The sequence below is a fragment of the Salmonella sp. NW645 genome (assembly GCF_051703725.1).
GTDB classification, from domain to species: Bacteria; Pseudomonadota; Gammaproteobacteria; order Enterobacterales; family Enterobacteriaceae; genus Salmonella; species Salmonella enterica.
The window spans coordinates 415,868-434,141 of sequence record NZ_JAMMKR010000002.1 but is presented as its reverse complement, the minus strand read 5'-3'; the positions used below and the strand labels follow the sequence as shown (position 1 = coordinate 434,141).

Here is an 18,274-nt window from a genome sequence, read left to right as displayed (position 1 = left end):
ACACCACCCCATAGGCCCGGTAAGCGACAGCGCCACCGGGCGCAATGGTTACTGGCGGGTCATCATCAGCTTACGCAGGGCGGCAAAATCCGCAGGCAGATGATGTGAAAGCAGCGGCAGGTCGGCGCGTTCGGCGAGCGCTTCAGGCAAGGCCAGCGTTTCTCCCAGAATGGACTCCACGCTTTCTTTAAACTTCGCCGGATGCGCCGTTCCGAGAAACAAGCCATACTCGCCAGGGTTTAACTGGTCGCGTAATGCCCGATACGCTACCGCCGCATGAGGTTCCGAGATATAACCTTTCGCTTTCAGCTCGCGCATCGTCTGCTGTGTCGTAGTATCATCTACCGCCGCATAGCCCAGCTCAGTCAGACGCCAGATTTTACGGCGGAACAGCTCCTCCACGCGCGGCCAGTTATTCGGCTGGCTGACATCCATCGCATTCGACAGGGTCGCCTGCGTCGCTTTCGGTGCCCACTTCCCGTCATGCAGAAAACGCGGCACCGTGTCGTTGACGTTGGTAGCGGCGATAAAGCGTTTCACCGGTAGGCCTAACGACTTCGCCAGCAGTCCTGCCGTCAAATCGCCAAAGTTGCCGCTGGGTACGGAGATCACCAGTTGGTTACGCGCCTCCTGCGGCAGTTGCGCCACGGCTTCAAAGTAGTAGCAAATTTGCGCCAACAGGCGGCTGATATTAATTGAATTAGCCGAATTCAGCCCCAGCGCCATTTTCAGTTCTTCGTCATCAAATGCCTGTTTCACCAGCGCCTGGCAAGCGTCGAAATCGCCGTCGATCGCCACGGTTTCAATGTTGCCGCCCAGCGTACAGAACAGTTTTTCCTGCAACGGACTGATTTTACCGCGCGGGTAGAGAATGACGACCCGCACATTTTCCAGGCCATAGAACGCGTGAGCCACCGCCGCGCCGGTATCGCCTGACGTTGCGGTCAGAATCGTCACCGGTTTGTCGCCGCTGATATGCGTCAGCATTTGCGCCATAAAACGCCCGCCGAAGTCTTTAAAGGCCAGCGTCGGACCATGGAACAGCTCCAGGCAGCCGACATCGCTTTCTACCTGCGCTACCGGCGCCGGGAACGCAAACGCCGCGCGGACGCGCTCTTCCAGAATTTGCTGCGGTATTTCATCGCCAATAAATGCCGAGAGGATCTTTGCGCTACGGCTGACAAAGTCCTGGTTGAGCATCTCATCAATTTCCGTCAGGCTAAACTCCGGCAGATCGTGCGGAAAAAAAAGTCCCTGCTGTTTGCCCAGTCCTTGCGTGACGGCCTGCGCAAAGCTGACCTGCTCATTATGGTCTTTCAGATTATAGAGTTTCATTGATTATCCCACTACTCGTGCGCCCGCCGTATCCAGCCGGCAAATATGAACGAAGCCTTCCTGATTTTGCAGATAATGTTTGCTCAGCCAGTCCGCGACGCGCTGCGCCGTCTCCGGTTTATCGCATAGCGCAAACAGCGTCGGCCCCGACCCGGAAATCCCGCTCGCCAGCGCGCCGATCTCCGATACCGCCTGCCGCGCCTGGCTAAAGCCCGGCAGTAAACGCGCGCGGTATGGTTCGGCAATAACATCTTTCATCAGCGCGGCGGCAAGCTGCGGCTGCCGCGAGTAACAGGCGTGAATAAAACCGGCCAGATGCCGTCCATGCGCAATGCAATCCTGACGGCGATACTGCGCAGGCAAAATGGCCCGTGCTTCTGCGGTGGAAACTTTAATACCCGGATAAGCCAGTACCCATAGCCACTCATCAAAGCCCGGCACCTGCTGACTAATAATGCCGTTTTCTTCAATCATCAGCTGCATACCGCCAAGAAAGCACGGCGCGACGTTATCGTAATGGATGCTGCCGGAGATACGGCCTTCCAGCTCGCCCATCAGCGCCAACAGACGCGTGTCGTTTAACGGTTTGCCGCAGTGCTCATTCATCGCGACCAGCGCAGCAACGACGGAACAGGCGCTGGACCCTAACCCGGAACCAATCGGCATATTTTTTTCCAGCGTCATCGCCACCGGGATGGTTTTCCCCAATGCCTGGCAAAAACGTTCCCAGCACTGATAAACAATATTTTCACGCGGCTCCGGCGGCAGTTTATCGGCAAATCGCCCCAGGTTATGCAGACGGAAATGGTCCGCTGCTTCAACGGATACCACATCGCCCAGCAACGTGCCGTCAACGGGTGTGACGGCCGCGCCCAACACGTCGAAACCGACGCTCATGTTCGCGCTGGAAGCCGGGGCATACACTTTCACCATGTTAAACTCCTAACTTCCATGAGAGGGTCCGTAACAGATCGGCAAACACGCCCGCCGCCGTCACATCATTGCCTGCGCCGTAGCCGCGCAGCACCAACGGCAAGGGCTGATAATAGTGGCTGTAGAACGCCAGTGCGTTTTCACCGTTTTTCACTTTGAAGAGCGGATCGTTACCATCAACTTCGGCAATCTTCACGCGGCACACGCCATCCTCTTCGATATTGCCCACATAGCGCAATACCTTACCTTCATCACGAGCTTTTGCCACACGGGCGGCAAACGCATCGTCAAGCTGCGGCAGATGCGCCATAAAGGTGGTCACATCGCCGGAGGCGTCAAACCCGTCCGGCAACACCGGTTCAATCACAATATCGGAAAGCTCTAGCTCGCGGCCCGTCTCGCGGGCGAGGATCAACAGTTTCCGCGCCACATCCATACCGGAAAGATCGTCGCGCGGATCGGGTTCGGTATAGCCCATCTCGCGCGCCAGCGCGGTCGCCTGTGAGAGACTCATCCCCTCTTCCAGTTTACCGAAAATAAAAGAGAGCGACCCGGAAAGAATGCCGGAAAATTTTTGCAGTTCATCACCCGCATTCAGCAGATTTTGCAGGTTTTCGATTACCGGCAAACCGGCGCCGACGTTGGTGTCATACAAGAATTTGCGCCGTGATTGCGCGGCGGCGAAACGTAGCTGATGGTAGTAGTCCATCGACGAGGTGTTCGCTTTCTTGTTTGGCGTCACCACATGGAATCCTTCACGCAGGAAGTCGGCATACTGGTCGGCCACCGCCTGACTGGAGGTACAATCAACAATCACCGGATTGAGTAGATGATATTCTTTCACCAGGCGAATTAAGCGTCCCAGATTGAACGGCGCGTTCGCTTGCGCCAGTTCCGCCTGCCAGTTGTCCAGATTCAGGCCATGCACATTGGTTAGCAACGCCTTTGAGTTTGCCACGCCGCACACGCGTAGATCGATGTGCTTGTTCTTCAGCCAGGTTTGCTGACGTTTAAGCTGTTCCAGTAGCGCGCCGCCGACGCCGCCGACGCCAATGACAAACACTTCAATCACCTGATCGGTATTGAACAGCATCTGGTGCGTTACCCGCACGCCGGTGGTGGCATCGTCGTTATTCACCACCACAGAAATGGAACGCTCAGAAGATCCCTGAGCGATCGCCACGATATTGATATTAGCCCGCGCCAGCGCGGCGAAGAATTTCGCTGAAATGCCGCGTAGCGTGCGCATACCGTCGCCGACAACAGAGATAATCGCCAACCGCTCAGTAACCGCCAGCGGCTCCAGCAGCCCCTCTTTCAGCTCCAGATAGAACTCATCCTGCATCGCACGGCGGGCACGCGCGCAATCACTCTGCGGCACACAGAAGCTGATGCTGTACTCAGAGGAGGACTGGGTAATGAGCACCACCGAGATCCCGGCGCGAGACATGGCGGCGAAAACACGCGCCGCCATCCCAATCATCCCTTTCATTCCCGGGCCGGAGACGCTAAACATCGCCATGTTGTTAAGGTTAGAGATCCCTTTAACCGGCAGATTATCATCGTCGCTGGACGCGCCGATCAGCGTTCCTGGCGCCTGCGGATTGCCGGTATTTTTAATCAGACAGGGGATCTGGAACTGGGCGATAGGCGTAATGGTGCGAGGGTGAAGGACTTTGGCGCCGAAGTAAGAGAGTTCCATCGCTTCCTGGTAGGACATCGATTTCAGCAGCCTGGCGTCCGGCACCTGACGCGGGTCACAGGTATACACGCCATCGACGTCAGTCCAGATTTCACAGCAGTCAGCGCGTAAACAGGCGGCCAGCACGGCGGCGGAATAGTCGGAACCATTACGGCCCAGCACCACCAGTTCACCCTTTTCATTACCGGCGGTAAAGCCCGCCATCAGGATCATGTGATCAGCTGGGATCTGGCTGGCGGCGATACGGCGAGTCGATTCCGCGATATCGACGGTAGATTCAAGGTAATGGCCCACCGCCAGCAATTTTTCTACCGGATCGATCACCGTGACGCGATGTCCACGCGCCTCCAGGAGTCCCGCCATAATCGCGATCGACATTTTTTCGCCACGGCAAATCAGCGCGGCGTTGATGCTATCCGGGCACTGACCCAGCAGGCTGATACCATGCAGAACATGTTTGATCTGAGCGAATTCTTGTTCGACAACCATTTTCAACCGTGCAAGCGGGAATCCCGGCTGCGCGCTGGCAAGTCCTGCGAGCAGGTCAGAAAAAATACGTTCGGCATCGCTAATATTCGGCAAAGCATCCTGACCGCCGATAGTTTTTTCAATCATCGCCACCAGATGGTTGGTAATTTTCGCGGGGGCGGAAAGTACGGTCGCTACCTGCCCTTGCCTGGCATTGCTTTCCAGAATATCGGCAACACGCAGAAAACGTTCTGCATTTGCCACTGATGTACCGCCGAACTTCAACACTCGCATGGTTGTTACCTCGTGATCTCTGGTCGAAAAAAAAGCCCGCACTGTTCAGGTGCGGGCTTTTTTCTGTGTTTCCTGTACGCGTCAGCCCGCACCGTTACCTGTGGTAATGGTGATGGTGGTAATGGTGGTGGTGCTGATGCGGTTCATGGATGTTGTGTACTCTGTCATTTTTATTTGTCTGTCTTGTATTCCTATATTGGTTAAAGTATCTGCCCGCCTAAGTCAATAAATTTTTAAATTGATCACATTCCGAAACTTGTTCATGTGCTGCTGGCGATATATTTATTTTCAACCAATTCCCCCTGTTATGATCTCTTGCAACCAGACGTAATCTCTTATTATTTTAAAAATTACAGCACGTTATTTTGTTAGTTTTTTTTCAATATCATGAACCAAACGGTGCAACATTACCGTATCTCGCTGTCCCAGCAGGCCGATTCGCTGTTGTAGCCAGTCGGTTAATTTGTGGTCATCGGCCGCCTCCAGAGTCGTTAACAGACGTAAAAGGCGCGCGCGTAACGCCTGTAACTGCGATTCATCAGCAATATCAACGGATTCAGTGGTCTGTTGCATTAAACCTGCTAATTGATAGCAATACACCATGACTGCCTGACCCAGATTGAGCGAAGGGTAATCCGCCGCCATCGGCACGCCGGTCAATACATCCGCCAGCGCCAGCTCGTCATTGGTCAAACCGGAATCCTCACGGCCAAAAACCAGCGCGGCATGACGCATCCAGCGTGATTTTTCCTGTAATAAGGGAACCAGTTCAGCGGGCGAAGCGTAGTAATGAAATTTTGCCCGGCTGCGGGCTGTCGTCGCGACGGTAAAATCCACATCGTGGAGCGCGTCGGCAAGGGTGTGGAAAACCTCAATATTATCAATAATATCTCCAGATCCATGTGCGACCCAACGGGTAGCGGGCTCCAGGTGCGCCTGGCTGTCGACAATACGCAGGTCAGTAAATCCCATGGTCTTCATAGCCCGGGCGGCTGCGCCGATATTTTCCGCTCTGGCGGGAGCGACAAGAACGATTGTTACACGCATTTCATTACTCTTTTTGACTAATTTACAGGAAATTAGCTGGCGTTTGTAAGCATATTACGCTTCGCAAATTTACAAAATTTTAACGGATATCACTGAAAAAGCATTTTTGATTTCGTAAAAGACGCTACACTATTGCGTATCTGTACTATTGCTGTTTATGTTAACAGAACATCGTTATCCTGCTGTTTATTTAGGATAATTTAATTTAAAATAGATCCTGCTCTTTGGATTCATCGCATTTATTAGTTGGCTTACGTAACTAGTTGGAATATTGCAAATTTGTGATGAAAGCTAGCATTTAGCTACGATGATTTCATCAAACTGTTAACGTGCTACAATTGAACTTGATATATGTCAACGAAGCGTAGTTTTATTAGGTGTCCGGTACGTCTTAGCCTGTTATGTTGCTGTTAAAATGGTTAGGATGACAGCCGTTTTTGACACTGTCGGGTCCAGAGGGAAAGTACCCACGACCAAGCTAATGATGTTGTTGACGTTGATGGAAAGTGCATCAAGAACGCAATTACGTACTTTAGTCATGTTACGCCGATCATGTTAATTTGCGACATGCATCAGGCAGGTCAGGGACTTTTGTACTTCCTGTTTCGATTTAGTTGGCAATTTAGGTAGCAAACATGCAGACCCCGCACATTCTTATCGTTGAAGACGAGTTGGTAACACGCAACACGTTGAAAAGTATTTTCGAAGCGGAAGGCTATGATGTATTCGAAGCGACAGATGGCGCGGAAATGCATCAGATCCTCTCTGAATATGACATCAACCTGGTGATCATGGATATCAATCTGCCAGGGAAAAACGGTCTCCTGTTAGCGCGTGAACTGCGTGAACAGGCTAACGTTGCGCTGATGTTCCTGACGGGCCGCGATAACGAAGTCGACAAAATTCTCGGCCTCGAAATCGGCGCGGATGATTACATCACCAAACCGTTTAACCCACGCGAATTGACCATCCGTGCCCGCAACCTGCTGTCCCGTACCATGAACCTGGGTACCGTCAGCGAAGAGCGTCGTAGCGTTGAAAGCTACAAGTTCAACGGTTGGGAACTGGATATCAACAGTCGTTCACTGATCGGCCCGGACGGCGAGCAGTATAAACTACCGCGCAGCGAGTTCCGCGCGATGCTTCACTTCTGCGAAAACCCTGGCAAAATTCAGTCGCGCGCAGAGCTGTTGAAGAAAATGACCGGGCGCGAGCTGAAGCCGCATGACCGTACTGTTGACGTTACCATTCGTCGTATTCGTAAGCATTTCGAATCCACGCCGGATACGCCGGAAATCATCGCCACCATTCACGGCGAAGGTTATCGCTTCTGCGGCGACCTGCAGGATTAATTCGGCCCAGGTGCCAAACTGTAAAAACAGCCGGTAAGTTATTCTTACTGGCTGTTTCTTATGCTCCCCTTCCGCTAAGCGGCCCCGCTTTCCCTCCTGACCTGCCGTTATGACGTACTCTTTTACATAAAAATTGTCATGTAGCGCTGTTTATCTCAGCTTGCGAAAGTTAAGGTAGTTTGTGTATTAACATTAAAGAGTAATACACGGGATTTGTTGGTCCCCAAAAAATAAGGGGATGCTCACAGGACGTGAGGTTTCAAAGGATGAAAAAATCACCATTATGCTGCTACCTGTTTTGTGCAGCGATGTCAGCTTCATCAGCCGCGCTGGCTGCTACCGCGCCGGTCTCCGCAGGCGTTATTCATTTCAAAGGCCAGATTGTCGAATATGGTTGTAACCTTGCGCCTCACGATCGCAATATCGAGGTATCATGTTCGCGGAATAATATCCCCCATTTGCAGACAGTCGCCACACCGTCTGGAAACGCTATTTCGTTGATGAATGGAATCGCCACGGTATGGCACGTGTCGTTAAAAGATCATCCGGAGATTCAAAGTTTGATCGTCCAGTACCGCTAACCGCTTATGGCTCCCGCCGGGAGGAGTTCCGGCAGGCGGCGATTTCGCTCAGTAAAACGCCGCCCGCCTGCATTTTGTACTTTTCTCTCATTCGTATCCTACAACAGCGATGAACATCGCTTCGCTATCCTGTACGCTCTACGCGCTCGTTAAGCACGGTACCTATGATAGCTGTCATAAAATGATTGCAAATAAAATCATCACATTTACTATGGTTAACCTTACAAACAGCGTTGTCGCTCATGCATTGATAAGGTGAATACATTGACTTAAATATTCTTGTTGGCTATTTTAATTTACTTAATTATAATTTTAAGTGAATATTAAATTTATGTTTACCTTTTAATAGTCAACCACTTTATCAGCCATAATAATGGGGAAGATATGAAGCAGTTAAACGGCGGGAATGTGTATCGTCCCACAGGGAAAGAAAAAAACCTGCAAGCCATTTTAAATATTCATCGGCACGTTATTCAAAACATCTCTCCTGTCACTATTACGGCCGGTAAAACACTGGATATCAAGATTGATAATCAATCCCACATCCTGTTAATCACTAAAGGCGCTATTAAAGTATGTCGGCGTATCGACAGCATTGTAATGGGCTGCGGTGTCTCACCAATGATTTTAGGCCTTGTAGATGCCTATGCTGACTTATACCAGTTAGAAGAGAATTCAGACGTCTTTTTTATCGCCGAAACCACCTGTGAATATTATCCTGTCCCAGTAAAAGATTTTGTGGAAATAGCCGATGAAAAGCATCTCTGGCGTGACATTTCGAACATCCTGATGTACCGCATTGCTTTCATGACTAACCGTGACAGAAACCTTATCGGGCAGGACGCCTATAGCCAGATAAAAGCGCTGTTACTTGAACTGTGGTCGTATCCTGAAAGCTCACGATTTGAGATCAACGCACAGAACTTCATACAGCAGAGAACCGGGCTTTCACGCAGCCGTATCATGCAGGTACTTTCAGAACTAAAAGCGGGGGACTATATAAAAATACTGCATGGAAGACTGTTAGAGCTTCGAAACCTGCCGGTTTCATTTTAAACGGACAAGCGTCGTATATTCTTAAAAATAAAGCAATATAGAGTTAAATAAACCCTCCAGGAAATAATAACTATTATCAAAAAAGAGATCTTGCTCTATAAATCCAGTCATCAACCGTACTTCTTTAGTGGTATTTTATTAAACTTTGTTACCGGGTCCGAAACTGGACTGCCGTTCAATATTGCATCAGAATTTTTATTGAGTTCATAGTTGATATACGTAGAATAGCCGCCTGCTTATCTACAGAACAGAAAGAAGCGCATACAGAGTAAAATATAATATTTTATTTTATATAGCTATCTTTATTTTTCAGCGAATAGAATCAGGCAACAATTAATATGTTTAATAAGAAAATTATCATCCTGGCAATGTTAACTGCCGTAGCATCCACACCGGTATTTGCTCAGAACACGATTACGTTCAATGGCAAAATTTACGATCAGGCGTGTACGGTTCAGGTTAATGGCTCCACGGATACCACCATTGATTTAGGTAATTACAGCAAAGAACGCATCGCGGAAAAAGGCGCCACAACCGATTACGTGCCGTTTACCGTAAGCCTGGTTAGCTGCCCGGAAGCAGGGACTGGCGTACCAACCCAGGCCATGTTCCGCTTCCACGGCGCAACAGATGATTCTAACCCAACGTACTTCAAAAACGCGGACGAAGGATCGGAAACGGGCGCCGCGGGTGTCGGTATTTCTATTCAGAACGCTTCACATAGCGATGTGACAGATAACACGGATGATGCCGCAGTAAACCTGCCAACCGACGGCTCGACAGCAGACTTTACCTATTACGCCGCCATGGCAAACGATGGTTCCGCAACCGTAACCGGTGGAGATGTTAGCACTCAGGTTACGTATACCGTTTCGTATCAGTAAGGCATTCTCATCCTGATATGGACAGGCAGGATGCCAGTCCATAGCGTAAAACATCTTTACAGAGTAAAAAATGAAACACATAAAGAAATCCGTGTTGGTCGTATTACTGACAAGCCATGTTGCCCATGCCAGCATTGTTGTTGGCGGAACCCGACTGGTTTTCGACGGCAATAATGATGAGTCGTCAATCAATGTAGAGAATAAAGACAGCAAAGCGAATCTTGTTCAGTCATGGTTATCGGTTGCCGATCCCCAGGTCACAAATAAGCAGGCGTTTATTATCACCCCGCCTCTTTTTCGCCTTGATGCCGGGCAAAAGAACAGCATTCGAGTTATTCGCTCTGGCGCCCCTCTACCTACAGATCGAGAATCTATGTACTGGCTCAATATTAAGGGTATTCCTTCTATTGATGATAATGCCTCCGCGAACCGCGTGGAAATCTCCATTAATACCCAAATAAAGCTTATATATCGGCCGCCAGCATTAACAAAATCGACGCCTGATAGCCAGAGCCAACAATTAAAATGGCAGACGGCAGGTGATGTTATTACCGTAAATAACCCCACGCCCTATTATATGAACTTTGCCAGTGTGACGCTTAACAGCCATGAAGTGAAATCAGCGACCTTCGTTCCACCAAAATCATCAGCGTCATTTAAATTGAGTTCTACTGCCGCCCCTCATGGCACGGTAACGTGGCGATTAATCAGCGATTATGGGATGAGTTTAGAGCCGCATTCCGGTTCATTCTAGCCATTAACGACTTCACTTTACTTTTACCCTTTCAGGACTTTTACTGTGCAATTCTCCAGAGTAGAGCCCCGTTCTCAATTAGCGTTATCGTTTCTCTTTATATGCTGTTCCATAAAACCAGCGTTAGCGCATGATCATTTTAATCCATTATCGTTGGAAAATGATGAACCGGGCGTGGAGAATGTCGATCTATCTGTTTTCGAAAAGGGGGGGCAGGCAGAAGGCACCTATAATGTTGATATTTATATTAATAACACCAGTATTGAAACAAAAAATATTGCCTTTAAAAATAAAAAATCAGCAGATAATAAGCTCTCCCTACAGCCGTGTCTTAGCGTTGAACAACTCAAGCAGTGGGGCGTAAAAACAGAAAACTTCCCCGAGCTTAAAAATGCCCCAAACGGGTGTACCGATCTTAGTCTGCTGGCTGGCGCTGTAGCAAAGTTTAATGTCATCGGTAACCGGCTGGATTTAGCGATCCCTCAAATCGCGTTGATCGCCGCCCCGCGAGAATTCGTCCCTACCAGCGAATGGGATGAAGGCATTAATGCTTTTTTGCTGAACTACAGTTTTACCGGATCGCAGGATCACGATATTGATGAAAACCGGACGGAAAATAGCGAATACGCTAACCTGCGCCCAGGTATTAACATTGGCGCATGGCGTTTTCGTAACTACTCAACCTGGAATCATGATAGCGATGGGCAAAATAGCTGGGATTCTGCCTACACCTATGTTTCTCGCGATATCGAATTTTTAAAAGGACAGCTGATCGCCGGGGAAAATAACACGCCCGCGGACGTCTTTGACAGTATTTCATTTAAGGGCGTACAGATCTCTTCTGATGACGATATGTTGCCGGACAGTATGAAAGGGTTCGCCCCGGTCATTCGCGGGGTGGCCAAAAGCAGCGCGCAGGTAACCGTTGAACAAAACGGTTATACCATCTACAAAACTAACGTTCCGGCGGGTCCATTCGCCATCAATGATCTTTATCCAACCGGCGGTTCGGGCGACCTGTACGTCACCATCAAAGAATCCGATGGTTCTGAGCAGCATTTCATTGTGCCCTACGCCAGCGTTCCGGTATTACAGCGTGAAGGCCACCTGAAATACGACCTGACGGTAGGCCGCACGCGTTCATCAGATACGCATTCCGCGCAACAGAATTTCGCAGAACTGACGGCCTTATACGGATTAGCAGGCGGCATAACCGCCTATGGCGGAATAGAGAGTACGCTGAGCAATGATGTTTATCATGCGGCGCTCATCGGGACAGGTTTAAACCTTGGCGATCTGGGCGCATTGTCTTTAGACGTCACCAACTCATGGTCAAAAATTAAAGCAGGCGATGTGGTTAGCGATACGCTTACCGGACAATCCTGGCGTATTCGTTACAGCAAAGATATTCAGTCAACAGGCACCAACTTCACTGTCGCCGGCTACCGTTATTCGACCAAAGATTACTATGCTCTTGAGGATGTACTGGATACCTATAGCGATAATAGTCACTATGATCATGTACGTAATCGCACCGACCTGTCGTTGTCGCAAGACATTATCTACGGTTCCATTTCACTCACTTTATATAATGAAGATTACTGGAATGACACTCATACCACATCATTAGGTATTGGCTATAACAACACATGGCATAACGTAAGCTATGGCATTAACTATTCTTATACGCTGAACGCCGATAATTCTCAGGATGAAGACGACGATACGGAAGACAGTAATGACCAGCAAATTTCAATCAATATTAGTATTCCGTTAGAGGCTTTTATGCCGTCAACGTATGTCACCTACAATATGAACTCCGCGAAAGACGGCGATACCACGCATACTGTCGGTTTAAACGGCACAGCGCTGGCACAGAAAAATCTCTCATGGAGCGTTCAGGAAGGTTATTCCTCTCAAGAGAAAGCCACCAGCGGTAATGTGAGCGCAACCTATAACGGGACGTATGCGGATATTAACGGCGGGTATAGCTACGATAATCATATGCGTCGCCTGAATTATGGCGTTCAGGGCGGCGTACTGTTACATCGAAATGGCCTGACACTATCCCAGCCAATGGACGACACCATCATATTGGTTAAAGCCCCTGGCGCAGCGGGTGTCCCCGTGAATAACGAAACGGGCGTGGACACCGATTTTCGGGGCTATGCCGTCGTACCTTATGCTTCGCCTTACCATCGTAATGAAGTGTCTTTAGATACGACAGGCATTAGAAAAAATATTGAGCTCATTGATACCAGTAAAACGCTGGTGCCTACCCGTGGCGCGGTGGTCAGGGCCGAATATAAAACCAATATTGGTTACAAGGCATTGATGGTATTAACCCGCATAAACAATCTGCCTGTTCCTTTTGGCGCGACCGTCTCGTCTTTAACAAAACCAGACAATCACAGCAGTTTTGTTGGTGATGCGGGGCAAGCCTGGTTAACCGGACTGGAAAAACAAGGGCGGTTATTAGTGAAGTGGGGACCAACAGCAGCAGACCGGTGTCAGGTCTCTTACCGTATACCGAGCTCCCCCTCCGCTTCTGGCGTAGAAATCTTACACGAGCAATGCCAGTGATTCTGGTGGGATAAAAGATGAATATGAACAGATTTGCTGCATTAGCCGCCCTGTTAACGTTCACGGGTCTGGCATTATGGTCGCCCTCGATCAGCGCGGCATACAATACCGCAGATGCCGTAGACATTAACGTTACGGGATTAATTTATGCCGATCCGTGTACCGTGACGGTCCCCGACACGCTCTCTCTTGGACAATATGCCCGGGCGGATATCGCCGTGGCCGGTGGCAATACCGCCACCATTCCTTTCACCATAAAAATGACGAATTGCCCGGCAACGACCACAAAAGCCGCGATTTCATTTAACGGCGTACCTTATCCCGATCCAAATTATGCTTCTGCGATTTATGCAAACAGCGCGGCCAATCCGGCGCAGGATTTAGGATTACAGCTTTTTAACCTGGACGGTAAAAGTCTGGTCAATCTGGCCAACAACGTCACTTACACGGTGGATATCAACAGTAATACCCATGAAGCCAATTTGCCTGTCGCCGCAAGGATGTATACCCCGTATGGAAAAGTCACGGCAGGGGATTTCACGTCCGTTGTGACGATCACTATCGCATGGCAATAACATCTTTCTATTTCACCTGGTATAAAAGCAGGAATTTTTCATGAGAAGGTTATATCTGGCGCTTATTCTGCTGTTCGCGTATTCCGGTCATGGTTACGCCTCCTGTAAACGTTCCGGAAATGAAGGCGCGATCACTATCACCCCGCCGTCGCAGCTTGTGGTGGATAGCCACGCCTATACCGCAGGCGAAGTGTTGTGGCAATCGGGCTGGGTTTCCACCTCCGAAGTCACAATGGATGGCTGTAGTCGCGATTATAAGGTCGGTTTTTTATATGAACCCGGTAGCGCGCAGTCAAATACATCGGCGACAATCAATGCGAATGACGGGAACAACACGCCGGTATTTAGCACCGGTATTTCCGGCGTGGGCATTGCGATTAAAACCCAAACGAATGCTGGCCCTTACGATAATGTCATGCCAATCGATAATACCTACCATAATGGCGATGGCAATAAAACACACCATGCGATGGCTCCCGCCTACAATGTTGAACTGGTCGCCTTAGGCGGTCCGATCACCTCCGGTACCGCGACATTCCAAAGTCCACTGGCGCGCGTATCTTTTCGCGATAGCGCAACAGAAGACTCCGGCGGCGATATCCTGACCCATCTGTATTTGGGGAATACGCAATTGATTATGAAAGCGATGGGATGTCGGGTAGAAACACCTGCCATCACCGTGGATTTAGGCAGCGTCAATTTAGGCAGTTTCGCTAACAGTCAAACCGCGGGCACAGGCGAGCAGGATATCTTATTGACCTGCGAACAAGGCACCGCCATTTCCGCATCGTTAAGCGCCCAACCGGCCAGCGGAAACAATCCTGATAATTCAGTCATCCAGTTGAGCAATGCAAGCGCGCCAACCAGCGCAACCGGCGTTGGCGTACAGTTGGGTATTCAGGCGCCGGACGCCGGTTTCTTTACCGACAGTTTGCCAATCAATCAAAAAATTGATCTCTTTACTCACACGATTACTACCAATGCCGATGGCAGCCAGACGGTTAACGGCGGAACCATGAATATGTCCACCACCCTGAAAATTAGCGCGCACTACTATAAAACCGCCGCCACGGTAACGGCCGGGCAAGCGAATGCCACGGCAACATTAAACCTGACCTATAACTAACGGCATCACAGTTTCTGGCGCTGCGCGGGAAAACGTTAACGCGCGCGCCCGTTAGATTTATTTCCACAAACGTAATTCGTCATCTTTTACTGGCGGTAATGACTTACGTTGCTGACAAGAGAGCGAATACCAGTCCAGATGGCGCGTCAGGAACATCACGCCGCCAAGCGCCAGTAGCAGAACGCCGGTACCCAGAAGCAACGAGCTATCTTCCGAACGCAGCAATCCCCACATCACGCCATCCAGCGCCAATAACGCTAGCGTAAACAGTACGCTATTGCGCCATCCTTTCAGCACCGCCTGCAAATAAACGCTATTCATCAACGCGCCCACCAGGCTTGCGGCGATCCAGGCTGGCGTGAAACCGATATGTTCCGACAGTGCCAGCAACAGCAGGTAGAACATCACCAGCGATAACCCCACCAGCAGATACTGCATCGGGTGTAACCGCTGTCCCGTCAGGGTTTCGAAGACAAAGAAAGCCATAAACGTTAGCGCAATCAACAAAATGGCATATTTCGTCGCTCTGTCCGTCAGTTGATACTGATCGGCTGGCGTCGATACAGCGACGCTAAACGCCGGTAAGTTGTCCCAATCCACCTTTTGCACATCAGCAAACCGTTCGCCGAGATTCGTGGCAAACCGGCTGGTTTGCCACTGGGCCTGAAATCCTGAACCGCTGATTTCGCGTTTACCGGGAAGAAAATCCCCCACAAAATTTGGGTGCGGCCAGTTGCTGGTCAGGGTCATTTCACTGCTACGCCCGACGGGAACCAGTGAAAAGCTGCCGGTTCCGCTTAAATTTAGCGACATCGCCAACGTCAGGTTGCGCGTCGCCCACTGACTGTCCGGCAGCGGGATATGAATGCCCTCTCTACTTTCCGGTAAGCCGGTCCCCGGTTCTACAGTGAGCGTTTCACCATTCACCTGCGGCGCTTTTACTGCGCTGATACCGCGCGCATCGCCGACGCCTACGACGATAAAGGGCTTTCCAAGGGTAATGTTCGGTCTGTTCAGCTCATGCAGACGGGCCACATCAAACTCTGCCTTTATCGCCATATCGGTATGCCACACCTGCCCCTGATAAATACCTATTTTTCGCGCTTCAACGTTTTGATTGCCTTCAACCAATAGCGACTCTGGCAGCCAAAAATAGAGATAGCTGCGCTTATACTGGACCTCTTTCTCTTCTTCCAGCACGGTATAGAGCTCTGTCACCGGAACCGCCACCAGCGGGCCGACAACCTTTTGTGGGCCGCTGGTACTCTGACGAATAGCAGCTTCCACATGGCTTCGATAATCAGCACGCTCCACGATGGTGTGCCGTACCATCATCAGGGGAATTAACAGCAGGATCATGGTGCCGCCTAACGTAATCATTTTCCACAACAGGGGGGATTTCAACATAGCGTTCTCCTTTGCAATGCCAGCAGTGTAAGAACGCGATGTGGGGAGAATTTGAAGTTATGTGAAGTGACGGTGAAGTGTCAACGAGGCCAGCACGCCGCCTTCGGGACGATTGCACAACGTCACCTCACCGTTGAGGAGTCGCGCCGCCTCGCTGACAAACGCCAGCCCAAGCCCGCTGCTTTTACGCCCGTTTTCGCGGGGCAACGAATAGAACCGGTCGAAAATGCGCGGCAGCGCAAAATCAGGAATACCACAGCCGGAATCCGTCACCTGCAGGATCGCTTTCTCCCCCATCGGCTGAGCGCTTAATGTGATAACGCCATTTTCAGGCGTAAAGTCGATGGCATTGTCCAACACATTGCCCAGCGCCTGCGCCAGAAGCTCCGAGTCGGCGACGACAACCAGCGAGGAAGGCCGTAGAGTAAGGGTGATATTTTTTGCCGCCAACTGAATACTGCGCGCCTCGCTAAGCTGCGTAAATAGCTCATCAACAGCAACCGGCGCGAGAGGGATATCCTGTCGGTTTTCCAGCCGCGCCTGGCGCAGCAGGGTCTCTACCAGCGCCTGCATTCGCATATTTTGCGCCAGTATATTCTCTGTAAAGCGGGTAACCACTTCCGCAGGCGGTCCTTCATGCAGAATCTCCGCCGCGCCGCGTATCGCCGCCAGCGGACTTTTCAGCTCATGAGTCAACGCATACACGTACTGCTCAATGTCATTCTTGCCTTCCAGCTTAATGCGCATACTCTCCAGCGCCTGCGCCAGTTTACGCAGCTCGCTGCTGCCTAATGCAGGTAACGCAAGCGGGCGGTTTTCGGTGACAGAATCCGCATAGCGCGTCAACCGGGCGATGGAGCGGTTAATCCACCAGACCATCCCCGCGCCAATTGCCAGCGCAATTCCCAGTAAAACGGCGCTGGCCCACAGAATGCGCCGTTCGCTGCGCTTAATCACCGGCGCCATTGCCGCATTCGGTTTACCGACAGACAGGACGCCGATAATCCGTCCATCGCTGATTATCGGCGCGGCTACGTACATCACGGTGCTATTGGGATCGGCAGCATCTTTTGCCGTGCTGCGGGCGCCATACTGTCCGCGCAGCGTAAGCCAGACGTCATTCCAGCGAGAATAATCCTGCCCCACCGCTTTGTTTTCCGAATCAAACAACACCTTCCCCTGCGCATCCGTCATGTAGACATGGTATTCATTACGCACTTTGACGATCCCGCTGATATTGGCGCGAAACGGGCGATGTTGCAGTTGGGCGAATGCCTTCGCCAACTGGCCGTGAGTCGGGTTGCCGGAAAGGAGATCGTCGCGGGCCAGCGCCGCCAGCAGCGTTGCGGTGTCAATCAGCGTCCCTTCCGTCGCGCGGCGGACGCCCGGCTTTATCTCCTGAACGAAGATAGACAGCACAAACACGGCGGCGACGGCGACAATAAGAAAGTAGCCCAGTAGCAAACGCATTCCGATGCGCATCAGACGCTCCTCAGGCTGTATCCCATCCCACGATGCGTGTTAATTGGCGAGAGATCCGGGTTGATCGCGCGTAGCTTAGCTCGCAGGGTTTTGATGTGTGTATCGACCGTCCGATCGAAGGTCTCCTGGGCATCAGACCAAACAATATCCATCAATTGCTGGCGCGAGTACACGCGCTCCGGCGACAGCAGCAGGGTTTTAAGGAGCAGAAACTCATAACGCGTCAGCGAGAGCGGCGTACCAAACCAGGCGATCTGCGCCGCCGGTTCATTGAGTTCAAAATGTCCGGTACGCACCACCGGCGACGGCGCAGCAAACTTTTTCACCCGGCGCAGCAGCGTGCGCACGCGGGCGCTCACTTCGCGCGGCGAGAACGGCTTGGCGACATAATCATCTGCGCCGATCTCCAGACCAAGCAATCGATCCACTTCATCGCTACGGGCAGTCAGGAAAAGAATCGGCAGCGCAGGATGGCGTTCCAGCAACTGCCGACACAGCTCAAAGCCGCTGATATCCGGTAGTCCCACATCGAGAATCACCGCATCCGGCCGTTGCTGACGCGCTTTTTCCAGCGCGGGCAGCCCGCGAGCGAATAGCTCAACGGTAAACCCTTCCAGTTGCAGGGTGTAGATGAGCGTATCGGCGATTCCCTGTTCATCCTCGACTAACCAGACCTGCGGTTGCTGCATACGCTT

General features: G+C 51.0%; 17 protein-coding genes and 1 other annotated feature. Of the genes, 8 read left to right on the top strand and 9 right to left on the bottom strand.

Annotation, left to right across the window (positions count from 1 at the left end):
* Positions 1–48: 48 nt before the first annotated feature.
* The 6 genes from thrC to yjjY all read right to left on the bottom strand — a co-directional run bounded on the left by thrC (position 49) and on the right by yjjY (position 6,319).
* On the bottom strand, positions 49–1,335 hold the full coding sequence (gene thrC / locus NA389_RS05930) for a threonine synthase (RefSeq protein ID WP_000781100.1): 1,287 nt from the start codon (positions 1,333–1,335) through the stop codon (positions 49–51).
* Between the two features lie 3 nt (positions 1,336–1,338).
* Positions 1,339–2,268: a homoserine kinase gene (thrB, locus tag NA389_RS05925; protein ID WP_000241685.1), complete on the bottom strand. Its 930-nt coding sequence runs from the start codon at positions 2,266–2,268 to the stop codon at positions 1,339–1,341.
* A 1-nt stretch (position 2,269) separates the two neighbouring features.
* On the bottom strand, positions 2,270–4,732 hold the full coding sequence (gene thrA, locus NA389_RS05920; RefSeq protein ID WP_001264680.1) for a bifunctional aspartate kinase/homoserine dehydrogenase I: 2,463 nt from the start codon (positions 4,730–4,732) through the stop codon (positions 2,270–2,272).
* Positions 4,733–4,757: 25 nt separating this feature from the next.
* Positions 4,758–4,878, bottom strand: a sequence feature (Thr leader region).
* Complete coding sequence (gene thrL, locus NA389_RS05915) at positions 4,814–4,879, bottom strand: thr operon leader peptide (RefSeq protein ID WP_001575544.1); 66 nt, start codon at positions 4,877–4,879, stop codon at positions 4,814–4,816. It overlaps the preceding feature by 65 nt.
* Before the next feature lie 213 nt (positions 4,880–5,092).
* Positions 5,093–5,779, bottom strand: coding sequence for a tRNA/rRNA methyltransferase (locus NA389_RS05910; RefSeq protein WP_001266769.1), 687 nt, complete (start codon positions 5,777–5,779; stop codon positions 5,093–5,095).
* 399 nt (positions 5,780–6,178) lie between these two features.
* On the bottom strand, positions 6,179–6,319 hold the full coding sequence (gene yjjY, locus NA389_RS05905; RefSeq protein WP_001541509.1) for a protein YjjY: 141 nt from the start codon (positions 6,317–6,319) through the stop codon (positions 6,179–6,181).
* 95 nt (positions 6,320–6,414) lie between these two features.
* Here yjjY and arcA point away from each other — a divergent pair, with 95 nt between their 5' ends.
* The 8 genes from arcA (at position 6,415) to sthE (ending at position 14,690) form a co-directional block, all read left to right on the top strand.
* Positions 6,415–7,131: a two-component system response regulator ArcA gene (gene arcA / locus NA389_RS05900; RefSeq protein ID WP_001194359.1), complete on the top strand. Its 717-nt coding sequence runs from the start codon at positions 6,415–6,417 to the stop codon at positions 7,129–7,131.
* 266 nt (positions 7,132–7,397) lie between these two features.
* Positions 7,398–7,712 (top strand): hypothetical protein, encoded by a 315-nt coding sequence (locus NA389_RS05895; protein WP_000749517.1) that lies wholly within the window; start codon positions 7,398–7,400, stop codon positions 7,710–7,712.
* Between the two features lie 384 nt (positions 7,713–8,096).
* Positions 8,097–8,768: a winged helix-turn-helix transcriptional regulator gene (locus tag NA389_RS05890; protein WP_000811635.1), complete on the top strand. Its 672-nt coding sequence runs from the start codon at positions 8,097–8,099 to the stop codon at positions 8,766–8,768.
* A gap of 338 nt (positions 8,769–9,106) precedes the next feature.
* Entirely contained in the window at positions 9,107–9,652 is a 546-nt protein-coding gene (locus tag NA389_RS05885; RefSeq protein WP_000482239.1) for a fimbrial protein, read from the top strand.
* 70 nt (positions 9,653–9,722) lie between these two features.
* Complete coding sequence (sthA, locus tag NA389_RS05880) at positions 9,723–10,406, top strand: fimbrial biogenesis chaperone SthA (protein ID WP_000680526.1); 684 nt, start codon at positions 9,723–9,725, stop codon at positions 10,404–10,406.
* A 45-nt stretch (positions 10,407–10,451) separates the two neighbouring features.
* Entirely contained in the window at positions 10,452–12,989 is a 2,538-nt protein-coding gene (locus NA389_RS05875) for a fimbrial outer membrane usher protein (protein ID WP_001160701.1), read from the top strand.
* A 17-nt stretch (positions 12,990–13,006) separates the two neighbouring features.
* Complete coding sequence (locus NA389_RS05870) at positions 13,007–13,564, top strand: fimbrial protein (RefSeq protein WP_001056984.1); 558 nt, start codon at positions 13,007–13,009, stop codon at positions 13,562–13,564.
* Positions 13,565–13,604: 40 nt separating this feature from the next.
* Positions 13,605–14,690, top strand: a complete 1,086-nt coding sequence (sthE, locus tag NA389_RS05865; protein ID WP_024155221.1) for a fimbrial major subunit SthE — start codon at positions 13,605–13,607, stop codon at positions 14,688–14,690.
* Between the two features lie 57 nt (positions 14,691–14,747).
* On the opposite strand, the gene creD is transcribed toward sthE, so the two are convergent.
* From creD to creB, 3 genes are read right to left on the bottom strand one after another with little or no spacing between them, the layout of a single operon-like run.
* Positions 14,748–16,097: a cell envelope integrity protein CreD gene (gene creD, locus NA389_RS05860; RefSeq protein ID WP_024155220.1), complete on the bottom strand. Its 1,350-nt coding sequence runs from the start codon at positions 16,095–16,097 to the stop codon at positions 14,748–14,750.
* A gap of 57 nt (positions 16,098–16,154) precedes the next feature.
* Positions 16,155–17,579, bottom strand: coding sequence for a two-component system sensor histidine kinase CreC (gene creC / locus NA389_RS05855; RefSeq protein ID WP_001219543.1), 1,425 nt, complete (start codon positions 17,577–17,579; stop codon positions 16,155–16,157).
* Positions 17,579–18,268 (bottom strand): two-component system response regulator CreB, encoded by a 690-nt coding sequence (creB, locus tag NA389_RS05850; protein WP_001187046.1) that lies wholly within the window; start codon positions 18,266–18,268, stop codon positions 17,579–17,581. Before creB ends, creC begins: the two co-directional genes overlap by 1 nt.
* Positions 18,269–18,274 lie beyond the last annotated feature (6 nt).

Bases quoted from the DNA above. Each gene is read 5' to 3' on its own strand.
- thrC (WP_000781100.1), bottom strand. From the start codon at position 1,335: ATGAAACTCTATAATCTGAAAGACCATAATGAGCAGGTCAGCTTTGCG.
- thrB (WP_000241685.1), bottom strand. From the start codon at position 2,268: ATGGTGAAAGTGTATGCCCCGGCTTCCAGCGCGAACATGAGCGTCGGT.
- thrA (WP_001264680.1), bottom strand. From the start codon at position 4,732: ATGCGAGTGTTGAAGTTCGGCGGTACATCAGTGGCAAATGCAGAACGT.
- NA389_RS05910 (WP_001266769.1), bottom strand. From the start codon at position 5,779: ATGCGTGTAACAATCGTTCTTGTCGCTCCCGCCAGAGCGGAAAATATC.
- yjjY (WP_001541509.1), bottom strand. From the start codon at position 6,319: ATGACTAAAGTACGTAATTGCGTTCTTGATGCACTTTCCATCAACGTC.
- arcA (WP_001194359.1), top strand. From the start codon at position 6,415: ATGCAGACCCCGCACATTCTTATCGTTGAAGACGAGTTGGTAACACGC.
- NA389_RS05895 (WP_000749517.1), top strand. From the start codon at position 7,398: ATGAAAAAATCACCATTATGCTGCTACCTGTTTTGTGCAGCGATGTCA.
- NA389_RS05890 (WP_000811635.1), top strand. From the start codon at position 8,097: ATGAAGCAGTTAAACGGCGGGAATGTGTATCGTCCCACAGGGAAAGAA.
- NA389_RS05885 (WP_000482239.1), top strand. From the start codon at position 9,107: ATGTTTAATAAGAAAATTATCATCCTGGCAATGTTAACTGCCGTAGCA.
- sthA (WP_000680526.1), top strand. From the start codon at position 9,723: ATGAAACACATAAAGAAATCCGTGTTGGTCGTATTACTGACAAGCCAT.
- NA389_RS05870 (WP_001056984.1), top strand. From the start codon at position 13,007: ATGAATATGAACAGATTTGCTGCATTAGCCGCCCTGTTAACGTTCACG.
- sthE (WP_024155221.1), top strand. From the start codon at position 13,605: ATGAGAAGGTTATATCTGGCGCTTATTCTGCTGTTCGCGTATTCCGGT.
- creD (WP_024155220.1), bottom strand. From the start codon at position 16,097: ATGTTGAAATCCCCCCTGTTGTGGAAAATGATTACGTTAGGCGGCACC.
- creC (WP_001219543.1), bottom strand. From the start codon at position 17,579: ATGCGCATCGGAATGCGTTTGCTACTGGGCTACTTTCTTATTGTCGCC.
- creB (WP_001187046.1), bottom strand. From the start codon at position 18,268: ATGCAGCAACCGCAGGTCTGGTTAGTCGAGGATGAACAGGGAATCGCC.